Consider the following 15,262-nt stretch of genomic DNA (forward strand, 5'->3'; position numbering starts at 1 on the left):
CCGCCCTGTCTGTATCTTGGGGGCTGTACGCGTTCATCAGGGACGGGGGGTCCTGACGCGCGGTCCGGCATTTCCCCTGTCCACAAACAGACAGGAGTGCCGAGGATGCCGAGTCCGACCCGAGTGCCCGGGACCGACACCGCCTCGACCGACAGCGTCACGCCGACCGGTTCACTGCTCACCACCACGGTGCCCCGCGGCTATGTCCACCGTGCCGCCGTGGCGGAGGTGTTCCTCACCGGCTGGGAGGCCGCCCCGACCGCACCGGCCGCCCCCACCGCATCGGACCCCACGGAACCCGACCCCACGGAACCCGACCCTGCGGACTCCGACTCCTTCGTGGTCCGCGCCCAGTGGCCGCGCGGCCACGCGCTCTTCGCGCCCGCCCACGGCCACCAGGACCCGCTGCTCCTGCTGGAGTCGATCCGGCAGGCCGGCACCCTGCTGTCGCACGCGGAGTACGGGGTCCCGTTCGGCCACCAGTTCCTGATGTGGAGCCTGTCCTTCGCCGCGACCCCCGCCGCCCTCACCACGGGCGTCACCCCGACCGACGTCGAACTGCACACGGTCTGCCACGACATCGTCCGCCGGGGCCGCACCATCTCGGGCATGCGCTACGACGTCTCCGTCCGGCGCGACGGAGTGCCGGTGGCCACCGGCGGTGCGAGCTTCGGCGTCACCAGCCCCGCCGTACACCGCCGGTTGCGCGCGGGCCGGCCCACCACGGTGGACCGAGCCCTGCCCTCGCCGGTCGACCCGGCCGAGGTCGGCCACACGGACCCGGGCAACGTGCTGCTCGCCGCCCCCGCCAGGGCCGGGGAGCGCGGCGCGGGGAACCGTTGGGCGAACAGATGGGAACTCCGGGTCGACACCGGGCACCCCATCCTCTTCGACCACCCCGTGGACCACGTCCCCGGCATGCTCCTCATCGAGGCGGCCCGGCAGGCGGCCCGCGCGGCGACCGGTCGCCCCGACGCGCTCCTCCTCGGCCTCGACAGCAGCTTCGCCCGGTACGCCGAACTCGACGCCCCCTGCTGGATCGAGGCCCGGGTCGCCCGCCCCGACTCCTACGGCGCGGGCCCGGCCCAGGACCTGCGCGTCCACGTCCTCGCCACCCAACAGGGCGAACGCGTTTTTGCGGCGGACCTGGTACTGCGCGACCCGGTGGCCTGAACGGGTCTTGCGCGGACAGATGTTCGGCAAGCCCGGCTCACTGGCATGACTTCCGGGCCGCTGGGTAGCGTGCACTGGTGGTGGGCGCTGCGGACGTGACTGGAGTCGGGCTCCGAGCGCAAGCCGTAGGGTGTTATGCAGAAGAGACGTACTTAATGCGTACTTAATACATCCTTACTGTAAACAGATAGCATCCGACCGCGATGGTTGACGTCGGCGGCCGGAACGAGGTGGGCTGGTGGGTGGCATGGCGGTGGAGCCGCGCATCGCGGTGGCCGTGGTGACCATGGGAAACCGGCCCGTCGCGCTGAACGCGCTGCTGGAGTCGATCGCCAAGCAGGATCTCGCCCCCGACCGCATCGTGCTCGTCGGCAACGGCTGTCCGCTGCCCGAACTCCCGGGTCTCTCCGGCGAAGTCACCACCATCGAGGTCGACGAGAACCTCGGCTGTCCGGGCGGCCGCAATGTGGCCCTGGCCCGGCTGCGGGAGTTCGGCGACATCGACGTGGTGGTCGACCTCGACGACGACGGCCTGCTCATCGACCCCGATGTACTCACCCGCGTACGGGACTTGTACGCCGCCGACCCCCGGCTCGGCATCGTCGGCTTCCGCATCGCCGACGAGAACGGCGTGACCCAGCGGCGCCACGTCCCCCGGCCAGGCGCAGGCGACCCGATGCTCGGCGGGTATGTCACCCAGTTCCTCGGCGGCGGCCACGCCCTGCGCATGGCGATGCTCGACGAGACCGGCGACTGGCCCGCCGCCTTCTTCTTCGCCCACGAGGAGACCGACCTCGCCTGGCGGGCCGTCGACGCCGGCTGGAAGATCCTCTACGAACCGCGACTTCTGCTCCGCCACCCCAGCACCTCGCCCGCGCGGCACGCCATCTACCACCGGGTCACCGCCCGCAACCGGGTCTGGCTGGTCCGCCGCAGGCTGCCCCTGCCGCTGATCCCGGTGCACCTGGGCGTATGGATCGCGATCACCTTCCTGCGCGCCCGCTCCGCAGGAGCACTACGGGCCTGGTTCGCAGGCTTCGCAGAGGGCCTACGAGAACCGGCAGGCGAACGCCGCCCGATGAGCTGGCGCACAGTATGGAACCTGACCCGCCTGGGCCGCCCCCCAATCCTGTGAACCCGGCCTCCGGCCTGTCTCCTCGCTCCAACACCCGGCCACACGAACCGGGCACAGGTCGCGGCAACCATGCGCCGGCCGCGCGAACCGGGCGCCGGCACGCGCACCAGGCGCTGACCATGCGCGCCAGGCGTCGGCCGCGAACATGCCCCGGCCGCGCGAACTACGGCCACGGCAATCCCGAGCGGCCCGCACCAACCCTGACCTACCCGCGATCCCCGGCGACGGCCCCCAGGTCGGTCCCGGCACCGCCTCGTGTCGCCCCCAGGGTCGGTCCCGGCACCGCCTCGCGTCGCCCGCATGTCGGTTCCTGCGCCATCCCGCGCCGCCCGCACGTAGGCCCCGGCAGCACTCGCCCACACCGCATCCGCGCCCGGACCTCCCCGTACGACGTCCCCTGGACGGGCACCGACGTGCGGGGACCCTCGCACGGCACCCGCTCCTCGCCACCCCCCCCGTTCGCCCGCCGGCCCCGTCACCTCCCCCGCGCCCACCAACACCCCTCACTTCGCATCGGCATAGCACTCCACCACCGCCGTGCTGAACGGAAACCGCACCGGTGTCTCGCCGAACGTCAGGCGTCCTGCCAGTTCCGCCGCTTCCCGGATCGCCGCCACGACCGTCTCCGCCTCCTTCTCGGGACAGTGCACGATCACCTCGTCGTGCTGGAAGAAGACCAGCTCGGCCGCCATCCCCGCACAGGACCGGCGCAGCGCGGCGAGCAGCAGCAGGGTCCAGTCGGCGGCGCTGCCCTGGACCACGAAGTTGCGCGCGAAGCGGCCCCGGGCGCGGGAGTTGGAGGAGGCGTACCCCGGCACCCACTCCTGCGCCCCCGCGCCTGCCGAGCCCCCGCCCGGATCGATGCCCCCCTCGTCCTCCGACAGCGGGATGCCGGCCTCCTCCGCCGAGTCGTCGCCGGCCCGCACCGCCGGGGGACATGTACGCCCCAGCCAGGTCCGCACGAGCCGACCCTCCTCTCCCGCGCGTGCGGCCTCGTCGACGTACGCCACCGCCTTCGGGAACCGGCGTCTGAGCGCGGCCAGGTTCTTGAGGCCGTCGCCGGACGTCTGCCCGTACACCGCGCCCAGCACGGCGATCTTGGCCTGGTCCCGGTCGCCGGAGAACGCGCGGTCGGAGACCGACTGGTAGAGGTCGCTCTCCCGCCCCGCGACCTCCATCAACCCGGGGTCGCGAGAGATGGCGGCGAGGACCCGCGGCTCCATCTGGTCGGCGTCGGCGACGACGAGCCGCCACCCGGGGTCGGCGACCACGGCCCGCCGGATCACCTTGGGGATCTGCAGCCCGCCCCCGCCGTTGGTGACCCAGCGCCCGGTGACCGTCCCGCCCGCGAGGAACTCGGGTCTGAACCGTCCGTCCCGCACCCAGTCCTGGAGCCAGGACCAGCCGTGCGCGACCCAGATCCGGTACAGCTTCTTGTACTCGACCAGAGGCTTCACGGCCGGATGGTCGATGCTCTCGATCTCCCATCGCCGCGTCGACCGCACCTTGATCCCGGCCTGCGTGAAGGCCTTGACGACATCGGCGGGCAGATCGGGCCGCACCCGGCGCCCGAACGCCGCCGACACCTCGTCCGCCAGTTCGGCGAGCCGCCGGGGCTCACCACCGCCCGCGTACCGCTCGCCCAGCAGTTCGTGGAGCACCTCACGATGGACGTCCGCGCGCCACGGCAGTCCCGCCGCGTTCATCTCGGCGGCCACCAGCATCCCCGCCGACTCGGCGGCCGTCAGCAACCGCATCCGCTCCGGATGCGCGGTCGCGTCGTGCCGACGCTGCTGGTCGGCGTACACCTCCAGCAGATCCGCCAGGGGCACATGCACCGGACCCGGCTCGAAGAGCGGCGACTGCGCGCCCGGTTCGGCGGACCGCTGTGGCGGATCCGGCGGTACGGGACCACCGCGCAGCCGGGCGAGGGCCGCCGCCGCGGACCGGGGCTCGCCGAGCCGCCCCTCGTGCCCGAGCAGCAGCGTCTCGGCGTCCTCGATGTCGTAGCACCGCTCGACTCGCACCCCCGTGGCGAGCAGTCGCGGATAGACCTCGGGGGTGGACCGCCACACCCACCGCGTGACCTCGGGCCGGCCCCGGACCGCCGCGCCGAGATCCCCCTCCCGGCGCACCGGCCCGGCGGGCAGCCCGTCCGGACCGAGGGGGGCGATCTCCACGCCGCCGTCCTCGGCCGGAGCGAGCGCCCATCGCTCGGCCGTCTCCGCCACGCCTGCCATGTCCACGAGTGTGGCAGGAGGGTCTGACAATGCCTCTGACCAGCATTTTCGGTGTTTCTCTCAGCCCTCCTCGGACGCCGCCTTGATCTTGGCGAGGGCAGCGCTGACGTATTCCTCGGACGCCGGCTTGGTGAGGCCGAGGCCGGAGAGGAGCCCCCCGCCGTTCTCGAACTCCAGCAGGGCGAGCAGGACATGCTCGGTGCCGACGTAGTTGTGGCCGAGGCGCAGGGCCTCGCGGAAGGTGAGTTCGAGGGTCTTCTTCGCGTCGGTGTCGAAGGGGATGAGGGCGGGGACGCTCTCGGCGGGCGACGGGAGCCCGGCGGTCGCGGCCTCGCGCACGGTGTCCAGGGAGACGCCCTGCGCGGTGATCGCCTTCGCCCCGATTCCCTCCGCCTCGGCGACGAGGCCCAGGACCAGGTGCTCGGTGCGGATCTGGTCGTTGCCGGCGGACTTGGCCTCCTCCTGGGAGATCACCACCACCTGCCTGGCCCGGGGCGTGAAGCGGTTGAAGCCCTGGCTGGGGTCGAGGTCCGACTCGCCCTTCGGCACGAACCGCTTCTGCGCGGCCTGCCGGGTGACGCCCATGCTTTTGCCGATGTCGGTCCAGGAGGCACCGGATCGCCGTGCCTGGTCCACGAAGTGGCCGATCAGATGGTCCGCCACCTCCCCGAGGTGATCAGCGGCGAGCACCGCGTCCTGGAGCTGTTCGAGAGCGTCGGTGTGGACTTTCTTGATGGCCTCGATGAGGTCGTCGAGGCGTACGGAGGCCCTTACGGGCTGATCGCTCGTCATGTGTCAACCCTAGGTTGGCAGTCCGCGGAGTGTCAACCCGAAGTTGACAGTGGAGTCGGCGGTCATGGCACGATCGACACGTGACCAGCAGCCCGCCCAGCACCGCCGTCGAACAGGCCTTCAAGGCCGCCCTGTACGCCGACACGGACACCACCCTCGACACGGGCGCGTCCCTGCTCGCCGCCGACCCGACCGCCGACGCCGAACTCGCCCGGCGCGGCGAGGAGTTCGTCGCCTCGGCCTGGCGAAGGGGCTGGCAGCCGGCCGACGTCGTACGCCTCGTGCGGCGCGAGCTGGACGACGCACACGTACGCCTCGTCTCGGCGCTGATCACGGCCCAGGCGCCGAACGACCGGCCCCGGGGCCCGCGCTGGACGGACCAGCTGACCGACCTCGCCGCCACCCCCGCCCCACCGCGCACGGACCGCTTCACGCACGCGACGACGGTTCTCGAGCTGTACCGCCTGCTGCTGACCCTGCCGACGCTGGAGTCCCTGGACGAGCAGGCGGCCGGGCCGGGGGAGGGTTCCCGGCAGGCGGCCCGCCCGGAGTCCCGCATGCTGCCCCGTATCCGCGCGCTGCTGGCGAAGGCGGAGGCGACCGGGTTTCCCGAGGAGGCGGAGGCGCTGAGCGCGAAGGCGCAGGAGCTGATGGCCCGGCACAGCATCGACGAGGCCCTGCTCGCGGCCGACGCCCCGGCACCCGACGCCCCGCGCGCGTGCCGCCTGGGCGTGGACGCCCCGTACGAGGAGGCGAAGGCGGTCCTGCTGCACGCGGTGGCCGAGGCGAACCGCTGCCGAGCGGTGTGGAACGAGGCTCTCGGCTTTTCCACGGTGGTGGGCTTCGAGCCCGACCTGGAGACGGTGGAGCTCCTCTACACGTCCCTGCTGGTCCAGGCCACGACGGCGATGACCAGGGCGGAGGCGGCCCAGCGGGCCAAGGGCCGCAAGCGGACGAAAACCTTCCGCCAGTCCTTCCTGGCCGCCTACGCGCACAAGACGGGCGCCCGCCTGGCCGCCGCGGCGGCAGCGGAAACGGCGGAGGCGGCGGCGACGGAAACCACGACCGCCCTGCTCCCGGTCCTTGCCACCCGGGACCTGGCGGTCACCGCCCACCTGGACCAGATGTTCCCCACGACCACGACGACCCGCCTACGGGGCGTCACGGACGAGGCGGGCTGGACGGAGGGCACAGCGGCGGCCGACCGCGCGGCCCTGCACACCCGCCCCCGCCTCCCGGACGCCTGACACGTACGGACCGCACCGCGGCATCAGGGCCTCAGGACCCGAGCCCAGCCGTCGGCAACCCCGACGGAAGCTGCCCGCCCTCCGCCTTCGTGTACGTCTCCGTACCGAGGGCGCTCTCCCAGGTGATCTTCATCGAGGTCTTGTCGAGGGAGTCGACCATCCCCTCGGCCCGGTCCTTGCTCCCGTCCGAGCAGGTCAGATGGATCATCTGCATCCCCGCCTCCTGACCCGCCGTACCGCTGCAGACGGTCCCTCCCGTGGCGAACACCCCGGCCTTGGTCCCGGTGATCACCAGCGCCACGGCATGACCCTTGCTGGTGGTCAGCCAGCTGCCCGCCAACGTGCTGTCAGCGGTGGTCGTACCGCTGCCGCCCCCGGTGTCCGCGGTCGACCCGGAGGTGTCGGAGGAGCCGGCGGAGGACGACGAGGCGTCCGAGCCGGGAGTTTTCGCCCCCTCGTCGGAGCCCCCGTCCCCACTGCATCCGGCGAGCAGCAGCACGGCCGCCACTCCGGCCGCCGAGACCGCACCAGCCCTGCGCGCCAGCACGCGCGCGTACGTCACCGAAGTCACCGAAGCTCCCAACCAGTAGCTGTTACGAACGCGGCAAGCTATCGAACGCTTGCCCGGGGCCCCACTCCTCGGGGTGGAGCTGCTGGATACCTTGCCCGTAGCGGTCCAAGGGCCGCAGCGCCACGCCTAGTATCGCGTTGTCGGACAACCAAGTTGTCCGGTCTACCGCCGGACGGGCGGGATGTCAGGCCTGCGGAGGCCGTGTAAGACCGACTTTCACCAGTCGGCGGTGGCCCGTGAAACAGGAACCCGTGGTGGTACCGCTGTGGCGGTACGGACCGGAATCGTCTGCCCCCGGGCAGGCGAGGGCGTCACCAGGAGGACTTTCGCACCCCTGGAAGGAACCCCGCGTGCGCCTGCTCCCGCAGGCCGACCCGGGACAGTCCGAACGCCCGGAAGTACCCGCGGGGCCGCCCGTCCACCTGGTCGCGGTTGCGCACGCGCGTGGCACTCGCGTCGCGCGGCTGCCGTTCCAGCTCCCGCCGGGCCGCCGCCCGTTCCGCCTCCGTGGAGTCCGGCCGCCGGATGATCTCCTTCAGCTCGGCCCGCCGCTGCGCGTACCGCGCGACGATCTCCTGCCGCTTCTCGTTCTTGGCGATCTTGCTCTTCTTTGCCATGGCGTTCGCTCCTCCTCAGACCTTGACCCCACGGGCCCGGATCCGGGCCACCGCCGCCTCGACCCCGATCGTGTCGACGGTCTTGATCCCCTTCGTGCTCAGCCGCAGCCGCACATGCCGGCCCTCGGTCGGCAGCCAGTAGCGCTTCGACTGGATGTTCGGGTTGAAGCGACGTGACGTACGCCGATGGGAGTGACTGATGTTGTTGCCGAAGCCCGGCTGAGCGCCGGTCAGCATGCAGTGGGCGGACAAGGTGACGCACCTCTCTCGGTCAAGCTATGCAAATGGAAGTCGTTTTCAGTAAGATACCAGCATGGCTCGCAACGAACTCCGGCCGGTCATCAAGCTCCGGTCCACGGCCGGGACCGGCTTCACCTACGTCACCCGCAAGAACCGCCGCAACGACCCGGACCGTATGACCCTGCGCAAGTACGACCCGGTCGTGGGCCGGCACGTCGACTTCCGAGAGGAGCGCTGATCAGCCGCCATGCGTGAAGGAATCCACCCGGCGTACGGGCCCGTCGTCTTCCGCGACCGGGCCGCGAACCACGCCTTCCTCACCAAGTCCACGATGACCAGCGAGAAGACGATCGACTGGGAGGACGGCAACACCTACCCCGTCGTCGACGTCGAGATCTCGAACATCAGCCACCCCTTCTACACCGGCACGGCCCGCGTCCTGGACACGGCCGGCCGTGTGGAGCGCTTCGAGCGCCGGTACGGCAAGACGACTAGCAGGGACTGAGGAAACACACGTGCAGGTGCATGAGCTCTCCGTGGCGATCGTCGGCGGACTGCACGCCGACGCCCGCAAGGCGGCCGTCGCGCGGTTGCTCGCCGACGTGCCCGGCAGCGTCGTACTCCACCACGACCTCGCCACGGCCGTGGCCGGCACGGTCGTGCGGACGGTCAGCGACACGACCGGCATCCTCTCCGCGGGCGAGGCGCCCCTGGTCAACGACTGCGCGTGCTGTGCCCTGCGCGAGGACCTCGTCCCCGAGCTGAAGCGGCTGGCGGACGCCGGGCAGACCCCGCTGGCGATCGTCGAGCTGTGGGACTCCGTCGAGCCCAAGGCGATGGCCGAGGTGGTGACGGCCGGCGGCCTCACGGTCACCGGCGTCATCACCGCCGTGGACCCGGCGCTGCTGCTGCCCTACCTCGGCAACGGCGACGACCTGGCCGAACGCGGCCTCGCCGCAGCGGCCACCGACCAGCGCACGGTCGCGGACACCTTCGCCCGCCAGCTGGAGTACGCCACCGTCCTCGCCCTCGTCGACTCCCCGGATGCCGACGACGAGGACCGCGAGCTGCTCGCGCAGCTCCACCCGACAGCCCGCCAAGTCCCCGTCACGGGCGGCCACCCGGGGGACTTGGCGGGCGCGGCCGACGGGCCCGGAGAGCAGCCTGCGCCGCTCTCGGCCCTCGCCTCCGCCGCCCTCGCCGGATTCGACGTCGAGGCTGCCGCCGCTGCCCAGCACCCGGCGTGCGCACTGCTGCCGGCCGAGGCCGACGCGCACGGCGTGTCGACCTTCGTGTGGCACCGGCGCCGCCCCTTCCACCCGGAGCGGCTGTACGAGGCGCTGGAGGACCTGACCTGTGCCGCCGCGCGCAGCCGGGGCCGGTTCTGGCTCGCCGACCACCCCGACACGCTGCTCCACTGGGACGCGGCGGGCGGCGCGCTGTGCGTGGAGAGCGCGGGCCCCTGGCTCGCCTCGCTCCCGGACGCGGCCTGGGACATGGTCGAGCCCGTACGCCGGGCGGCCGCCGCCCTCGACTGGCGCCCCGAGCACGGCGACTGCTGCCAGCACCTGGTGTTCACCTCGCCCGGCCTCGACCGTGACGGACTCGAACAGCTCCTGGAGTCCTGCCTGCTCACCGACGCCGAGTACGCCGGCGGACGCACCGCCTGGAAACGCCTGCCGCCCGCCTTCGACACCCTCCTGGAGGTCTGACCCCCCATGGCCCGCAAGCTCGAACGCAAGCCCCTCAAGGCCCGCCCCAACCCGCTGGACGCGGCCAAGATCACGTACATCGACTACAAGGACACGGACCTGCTGCGGAAGTTCATCTCCGACCGCGGCAAGATCCGCAGCCGCCGGGTCACCCGGGTCTCGGCCCAGCAGCAGCGGCTGCTCGCCCGCGCGATCAAGAACGCCCGGGAGATGGCCCTGCTGCCGTACGTGTCCCGGTAGGGGCCTGCCCCCCCTTTACCTCTCGCCCCACCCCCACCCGCACCCCCGTCTCCGCAGAACCCAGGAGGCGGGGGTGCCGGCGTGCGAGGGAACGTAAGGGGCCCCGCGTGCGTCAAGGTGAGTAGCGGCCCGAACACCCCGCGTGCACGTGCATCTGCTCGTGCAGATGCGCATGCATATGCTCCCCCATTCGTCCATGCGTCTGCACGTGAACAGAGCTATGATCCCGGCACAGTTGACCACCGCACCAATGGCCTCAACAGCCCAGTGCACCACCAGGGAGCAACCTGTGGACCACGACGTGTACCGCGTTGGCACAGCCGATGAGTCCGGCGTGTACAACGGCATGGCCGCCGCGCGGCTGGACGGGGTCGCCGCCTGGCAGAAGAGCCGGCACAGCAACTCGCAGGGTTCCTGCGTGGAGTTCGCGCGGCTGCCCGGCGGTGAGGTGGCGGTGCGCAACTCGCGCTTCCCTGACGGTCCGGCGCTCGTCTACACGCGCGCCGAGATCGAGGCGATGCTCCTGGGCATCAAGGACGGCGAGTTCGATCATCTGACAGCGACCTGACCGCCCCGCGACCATCCCGGCCTCCGGGCCGGACGAAACGGGGCGTAGTCGTCGTATCGCTCAAGGTGACGCGCGTAGAACCGCGGCGCGCGGAAGTGCCGCGGTGTCTCACTCGGCGGAGGGTAGCCCGAACAGCGCCCAGACGACCTTGCCGCCCAGCGCGCCCGAGAGCGGGTGCCAGCCCCAGCTGTCGCTGAACGAGTCGACGAGGAACAGGCCGCGCCCCGACTCGGCCGAGAAGTCCTCCGAGAACTCCTCGGCGTCGTATGCCACCGGGCTCTCCCGGCTCGGGTCGCGCACCGCGCACACCAGCCGCTCGGTCCAGCGCATCAAGTGCAGCCGTACGAGCGGCTCGTGGGCCGACGAGAGCGGGGGGTCCGCGGGCAGCGCGTGCCGCAGGGCGTTGGTGACCAGCTCGGAGACGACCAGACAGATGTCGTCGAAGCGGTCGCCGATGTCCCACTGGGCGAGCGTTCTACGGCTGAACTGCCGGGCCTCGCGCACCGCTTCGTAGCGGGCGGGCAGTGCGCACGACGCCGCGTTGGACACGGTCGAGGGATCCAGTGGTGGAAGCCCCTGCCTTAAAGGCTCGAGCATGGTCGATCCATTCGTCCCCATGCGAGGCACTCCCGGGAGATCGCGGTCGTTGCGATGCAGTCATTGCGATGCAGCGGTGGCGCGAGACCATGGTTTCGGATGCTTCCGGCGGATGCAAGGGCAGATGCACGTGCACGTGCCTGAATTGGACCCTCCCGTACCGCTTCTTGGTCATTTTTTCCGCCAACTTTTCACCTCTGGCCGGTCTTCCCCTTGCCCCGGCCTGTGCGTACGCTCTGACGTCTTCCCATTTGAGTAACCGGACGAGTACTGCTCGGAGTGATTTAGTGGCAGACTGCGGCCCCTGGAGAGGTTGGGGAGGGTGACGAACGTGAGCGCGGGAGAGCCGGGATCGGTGGTGCGGCGCATGTTGCTCGGATCACACCTGAGGCGACTGCGTGAGGCGCGAGGCATCACGCGAGAGGCAGCGGGTTATTCGATCCGCGCGTCCGAGTCGAAGATCAGTCGTATGGAGCTGGGCCGGGTGAGCTTCAAGACACGGGACGTCGAGGACCTGCTGACGCTGTACGGCGTCAGCGACGAGACCGAGCGCAACGCGCTCCTCTCCCTCGCCAGGGAGGCCAACGTCGCGGGCTGGTGGCACAGTTACTCCGACGTCCTGCCCAACTGGTTCCCCACCTATGTGGGCCTGGAGGGCGCCGCCTCGCTGATCCGCGCCTACGAGGTGCAGTTCGTGCACGGTCTGCTGCAGACCGAGGCCTATGCGAGCGCCGTCGTCGGACGCGGTATGAAGGGCGCGAGCCCCGCCGACATCGAGCGCCGCGTCGCACTGCGCCTGGAGCGCCAGAAGTACCTTCTCGCTCCCAACGCCCCTGAGTTCCACGTGGTCCTGGACGAGGCGGCCCTGCGTCGCCCGTACGGCGACCGCGAGGTGATGCGCGGCCAGCTCCAGCACCTGATCGAGATCTCCGAGCGGCCCAACGTACGGCTGCAGATCATGCCGTTCGGCTTCGGCGGTCACTCCGGCGAGAGCGGCGCGTTCACGATCCTGAGCTTCCCGGAGTCGGACCTGTCCGACGTCATCTTCCTGGAGCAGCTCACCAGCGCGCTGTACCTGGACAAGGCGGAGGACGTCAACCAGTACGAGAAGGCGATGAAGGAACTGCAGCAGGACTGCCCCGGCACCGACGAGAGCCGGGACCTGCTGAGGGGCCTGCTGCAACTCTCGTAACGGTGGTCACTGACGATCCCCCCAACTCAACCCCCCAACTCCCTTTGAACGCACGTACGATGACGTGCGATCAGGCCGTGATACGGGATTGAGGGGTTGAGGGATCACATGCCATCACCTGCGTACTACTTCACCGACCTCGCGCAGCAGTACATCGGCGGTGAGTGGCGCCCGGGCACCGGCTCCTGGGACATCATCGACTTCAACCCTTACGACGGCGAGAAGCTCGCCTCGATCACGATCGCCACGGTCGACGAGGTCGACGAGGCGTACCGCGCCGCCGCCGCGGCCCAGAAGGAATGGGCCGCGACCAGCCCGTACGTCCGCCGCGCGGTGTTCGAGAAGGCCCTCGGCATCATCGAGGACCGGGAGCAGGAGATCGCCGGCGCGATCATCGCCGAACTCGGCGGCACGCACCTCAAGGCCGGCTTCGAACTGCACCTTGCCAAGGAGTTCCTGCGCGAGTCGATCCGCCTCGCGCTGACCCCCGAGGGTCAGATCATCCCCTCGCCGGTCGACGGCAAGGAGAACCGCGTCTACCGCGTCCCGGTGGGCGTGGTCGGGGTGATCAGCCCCTTCAACTTCCCCTTCCTGCTCTCCCTGAAGTCGGTCGCCCCGGCCCTCGCTCTCGGCAACGGCGTCGTCCTCAAGCCGCACCAGGACACCCCGGTCGTCGGCGGCTCCCTGGTCGCGAAGATCTTCGAGGACGCGGGCCTGCCGCCCGGCCTGCTGAACGTCGTCATCACCGATATCGCCGAGATCGGCGACGCGTTCATCGAGCACCCCATTCCGAAGGTCATCTCCTTCACCGGCTCCGACAAGGTCGGCCGTCACGTCGCCGCCGTCTGCGCGCCCCTGTTCAAGAACGTGGTCCTCGAACTGGGCGGCAACAGCGCCCTGGTGGTCCTGGACGACGCGGACATCGACTACGCGGTCGACGCGGCGGTGTTCAGCCGGTACGTCCATCAGGGCCAGGTCTGCATGGCCGCGAACCGGGTCCTGGTGGACCGTTCGGTCGCCGACGAGTTCACCGAGAAGTTCGTGACCAAGGTGAGGTCCCTGAAGGTGGGCGACCCGAGCGACCCGGGTACGGTCATCGGCCCGGTGATCAACTCATCGCAGGCGGAGGCGATCTCGGGTGTCGTACGGCGGGCACTGGCGGGAGGCGCGACGGCTCTGCTGCACGGCAGGACGACGGACAACCTCGTCGAGCCCTCGGTCCTGACCGACCTCCCCGCCGACTCGCCCCTCCTGCGCCAGGAGATCTTCGGCCCGGTCGCCCTCCTCGTCCCCTTCGACGGCGAGGAGGAGGCGGTCCGCCTCGTCAACGACACCCCGTACGGCCTCAGTGGCGCCGTCCACACGGCCGACGTGGAACGCGGTATCGCCTTCGCCAAGCGGATCGACACGGGCATGTTCCACGTCAACGACGGCACGGTCCACGACGAGCCCCTGGTCGCCTTCGGCGGCGAGAAGTCCTCGGGCATCGGCCGCCTGAACGGCGAGGCGACGGTGGAGGCGTTCACGACCCGCAAGTGGATCTCGGTGCAGCGGGGGCGGAGCTTCTTCCCGTTCTAGAAACTTCCTGGACCACTTGGACGACCCCCGGGGGCTTGCGGACAGAACCTGACCGCAAGCCCCCGTAACTTCATCGGTGTCAGGCGGAAACGCCCGAACGACCCGCCCGAAACCCGATGAAAGGCAGCCGACCATGGTCACTCACGTCCCCTCCGAAGCCCCCGGCGACGAGCGCGGAGCACTGCTCGCGTTCATCGAGGAGCAGCGCGGCGGTATCCGGCGGGCCCTGCTGGGGCTGACCGACGAGCAGGCGGCGAGCAGGCCCAGTGCCAGTGAGCTGTCCCTCTCCGGACTGCTCAAGCACGTCGCCGAGACCGAGCAGGGCTGGATCGCGCGGGCCAGGGGCGAGACGCCGGCCGTCAAGCGCACCGAGTCGAACTGGCACGAGTGTTTCGTGCTCGTCGAGGGCGAGACCGTCGCCTCGCAGCTCGCGTACTGGGAGAAGGTCGCCGCCGAGACCGACGCGTTCCTGCGTTCCGTACCGAGCCTCGACGACACGTTCGCGCTGCCGGCGGAGCCCTGGTTCCCGCCGGAGGGGCGGGTCTCGATGCGCTGGGTGGCGTTGCACCTGATCCGCGAGACCGCCCGGCACGCCGGCCACGCCGACGTCATCCGCGAGTCCCTCGACGGCGCCACCGCCTTCGAGCTGGTGGCCCGGGAGCGGGCCGCCTGAGCCTCGGGTCCTAACCTGGACCGCATGTCAGCGATCCGTCTCCTCGTGCTCGGCGCGGTCCGCCAGCACGGGCGGGCCCACGGCTACCAGGTGCGCAACGACCTGGAGTACTGGGGCGCCCACGAGTGGTCCAACGCCAAGCCCGGCTCGATCTACCACGCCCTGAAGCAGATGGCCAAGCAGGGCCTGCTGATCGCGCACGAGATCGCCCCCTCCACGGCCGGCGGCCCGCCCCGCACGGAGTACGAGATCACCGAGGCCGGCACCGAGGAGTGCTTCCGGCTGGTGCGCGAGGCGCTGACCTCGTACGACCAGAAGATGGACCTCAAGTCGGCGGCGATCGGCTTCATCGTCGAACTGCCGCGCGCCGAGGCCGTGGCGCTCCTGAAGGAGCGGATCAGCGGGATCGAGGCGTGGCGGGCCTCGGTAACCGAGCACTATGTGCCCGAGGACGGCCCCGAACAACTCGGGCACATCGGCGAGATCATGAACCTGTGGACCCACACGGCCGACGCCGAGGCGGCGTGGACCCTCGGCCTGATCGCCCGGATCGAGGGCGGGGCGTACACGTTCGCGGGCGAGGGCGAACCGTTCGTCGGCGTCCTGGCCGAGGGCGAGGAGAACCCGTACGCGTCGGGGGAACGGCACCCCGGCGACTGGCGGTAGCCACTAATCAAGTTTGACCAA

At 70.7% G+C, this 15,262-nt stretch carries 18 protein-coding genes; 12 read left to right on the forward strand and 6 right to left on the reverse strand.

Annotated features, from left to right (window positions below):
* The first annotated feature begins 105 nt into the window (after nucleotides 1-105).
* Together PV396_RS30655 and PV396_RS30660 are read left to right on the forward strand one after the other, a co-directional pair.
* Nucleotides 106-1,173, forward strand: coding sequence for a ScbA/BarX family gamma-butyrolactone biosynthesis protein (locus PV396_RS30655; protein WP_319210201.1), 1,068 nt, complete (start codon nucleotides 106-108; stop codon nucleotides 1,171-1,173).
* Between the two features lie 247 nt (nucleotides 1,174-1,420).
* Entirely contained in the window at nucleotides 1,421-2,308 is an 888-nt protein-coding gene (locus PV396_RS30660) for a glycosyltransferase family 2 protein (RefSeq protein ID WP_319210203.1), read from the forward strand.
* A 503-nt stretch (nucleotides 2,309-2,811) separates the two neighbouring features.
* On the opposite strand, the gene PV396_RS30665 is transcribed toward PV396_RS30660, so the two are convergent.
* Together PV396_RS30665 and PV396_RS30670 are read right to left on the reverse strand one after the other, a co-directional pair.
* The gene (locus PV396_RS30665; protein ID WP_319210205.1) at nucleotides 2,812-4,548 is read right to left on the reverse strand and encodes a bifunctional 3'-5' exonuclease/DNA polymerase; all 1,737 of its coding nucleotides are present in this window, start codon (nucleotides 4,546-4,548) and stop codon (nucleotides 2,812-2,814) included.
* A 60-nt stretch (nucleotides 4,549-4,608) separates the two neighbouring features.
* Complete coding sequence (locus PV396_RS30670) at nucleotides 4,609-5,340, reverse strand: Clp protease N-terminal domain-containing protein (protein WP_319210207.1); 732 nt, start codon at nucleotides 5,338-5,340, stop codon at nucleotides 4,609-4,611.
* 80 nt (nucleotides 5,341-5,420) lie between these two features.
* Between PV396_RS30670 and PV396_RS30675 the strand changes: the two genes are divergently transcribed.
* Entirely contained in the window at nucleotides 5,421-6,587 is a 1,167-nt protein-coding gene (locus tag PV396_RS30675; protein WP_319210208.1) for a DUF2786 domain-containing protein, read from the forward strand.
* Between the two features lie 31 nt (nucleotides 6,588-6,618).
* On the opposite strand, the gene PV396_RS30680 is transcribed toward PV396_RS30675, so the two are convergent.
* The 3 genes from PV396_RS30680 to rpmB form a co-directional block, all read right to left on the reverse strand.
* On the reverse strand, nucleotides 6,619-7,158 hold the full coding sequence (locus tag PV396_RS30680; protein WP_319210210.1) for a hypothetical protein: 540 nt from the start codon (nucleotides 7,156-7,158) through the stop codon (nucleotides 6,619-6,621).
* Between the two features lie 311 nt (nucleotides 7,159-7,469).
* Nucleotides 7,470-7,775, reverse strand: a complete 306-nt coding sequence (rpsN, locus tag PV396_RS30685; protein WP_319210212.1) for a 30S ribosomal protein S14 — start codon at nucleotides 7,773-7,775, stop codon at nucleotides 7,470-7,472.
* Between the two features lie 15 nt (nucleotides 7,776-7,790).
* Complete coding sequence (rpmB, locus tag PV396_RS30690; RefSeq protein WP_307627021.1) at nucleotides 7,791-8,027, reverse strand: 50S ribosomal protein L28; 237 nt, start codon at nucleotides 8,025-8,027, stop codon at nucleotides 7,791-7,793.
* Between the two features lie 61 nt (nucleotides 8,028-8,088).
* Here rpmB and rpmG point away from each other — a divergent pair, with 61 nt between their 5' ends.
* The 5 genes from rpmG (at nucleotide 8,089) to PV396_RS30715 (ending at nucleotide 10,535) form a co-directional block, all read left to right on the forward strand.
* A complete protein-coding gene (rpmG, locus tag PV396_RS30695; protein WP_019753828.1) occupies nucleotides 8,089-8,253 on the forward strand; it encodes a 50S ribosomal protein L33 in 165 nt (54 codons plus the stop codon).
* A 9-nt stretch (nucleotides 8,254-8,262) separates the two neighbouring features.
* The gene (locus tag PV396_RS30700; protein ID WP_319210216.1) at nucleotides 8,263-8,520 is read left to right on the forward strand and encodes a type B 50S ribosomal protein L31; all 258 of its coding nucleotides are present in this window, start codon (nucleotides 8,263-8,265) and stop codon (nucleotides 8,518-8,520) included.
* A gap of 16 nt (nucleotides 8,521-8,536) precedes the next feature.
* A complete protein-coding gene (locus PV396_RS30705) occupies nucleotides 8,537-9,727 on the forward strand; it encodes a CobW family GTP-binding protein (protein WP_319210336.1) in 1,191 nt (396 codons plus the stop codon).
* 6 nt (nucleotides 9,728-9,733) lie between these two features.
* Complete coding sequence (rpsR, locus tag PV396_RS30710) at nucleotides 9,734-9,967, forward strand: 30S ribosomal protein S18 (protein WP_319210218.1); 234 nt, start codon at nucleotides 9,734-9,736, stop codon at nucleotides 9,965-9,967.
* A gap of 289 nt (nucleotides 9,968-10,256) precedes the next feature.
* Nucleotides 10,257-10,535, forward strand: a complete 279-nt coding sequence (locus PV396_RS30715) for a DUF397 domain-containing protein (RefSeq protein WP_319210220.1) — start codon at nucleotides 10,257-10,259, stop codon at nucleotides 10,533-10,535.
* Nucleotides 10,536-10,643: 108 nt separating this feature from the next.
* Here the strand turns inward: PV396_RS30715 and PV396_RS30720 are convergent, their stop codons facing one another.
* The gene (locus tag PV396_RS30720; RefSeq protein WP_319210221.1) at nucleotides 10,644-11,153 is read right to left on the reverse strand and encodes an ATP-binding protein; all 510 of its coding nucleotides are present in this window, start codon (nucleotides 11,151-11,153) and stop codon (nucleotides 10,644-10,646) included.
* Between the two features lie 346 nt (nucleotides 11,154-11,499).
* Between PV396_RS30720 and PV396_RS30725 the strand changes: the two genes are divergently transcribed.
* From PV396_RS30725 to PV396_RS30740, 4 genes are all read left to right on the forward strand, one after another.
* Nucleotides 11,500-12,324, forward strand: a complete 825-nt coding sequence (locus PV396_RS30725) for a helix-turn-helix domain-containing protein (protein WP_319210222.1) — start codon at nucleotides 11,500-11,502, stop codon at nucleotides 12,322-12,324.
* Between the two features lie 108 nt (nucleotides 12,325-12,432).
* The gene (locus PV396_RS30730; protein ID WP_319210224.1) at nucleotides 12,433-13,902 is read left to right on the forward strand and encodes an aldehyde dehydrogenase family protein; all 1,470 of its coding nucleotides are present in this window, start codon (nucleotides 12,433-12,435) and stop codon (nucleotides 13,900-13,902) included.
* 133 nt (nucleotides 13,903-14,035) lie between these two features.
* Nucleotides 14,036-14,575 (forward strand): DinB family protein, encoded by a 540-nt coding sequence (locus PV396_RS30735; protein ID WP_319210226.1) that lies wholly within the window; start codon nucleotides 14,036-14,038, stop codon nucleotides 14,573-14,575.
* Between the two features lie 24 nt (nucleotides 14,576-14,599).
* A complete protein-coding gene (locus PV396_RS30740) occupies nucleotides 14,600-15,241 on the forward strand; it encodes a PadR family transcriptional regulator (protein WP_319210228.1) in 642 nt (213 codons plus the stop codon).
* The last annotated feature ends 21 nt before the right edge of the window (nucleotides 15,242-15,262 follow it).

The organism is Streptomyces sp. ME02-8801-2C (assembly GCF_033793965.1).
Lineage (GTDB): Bacteria > Actinomycetota > Actinomycetes > Streptomycetales > Streptomycetaceae > Streptomyces.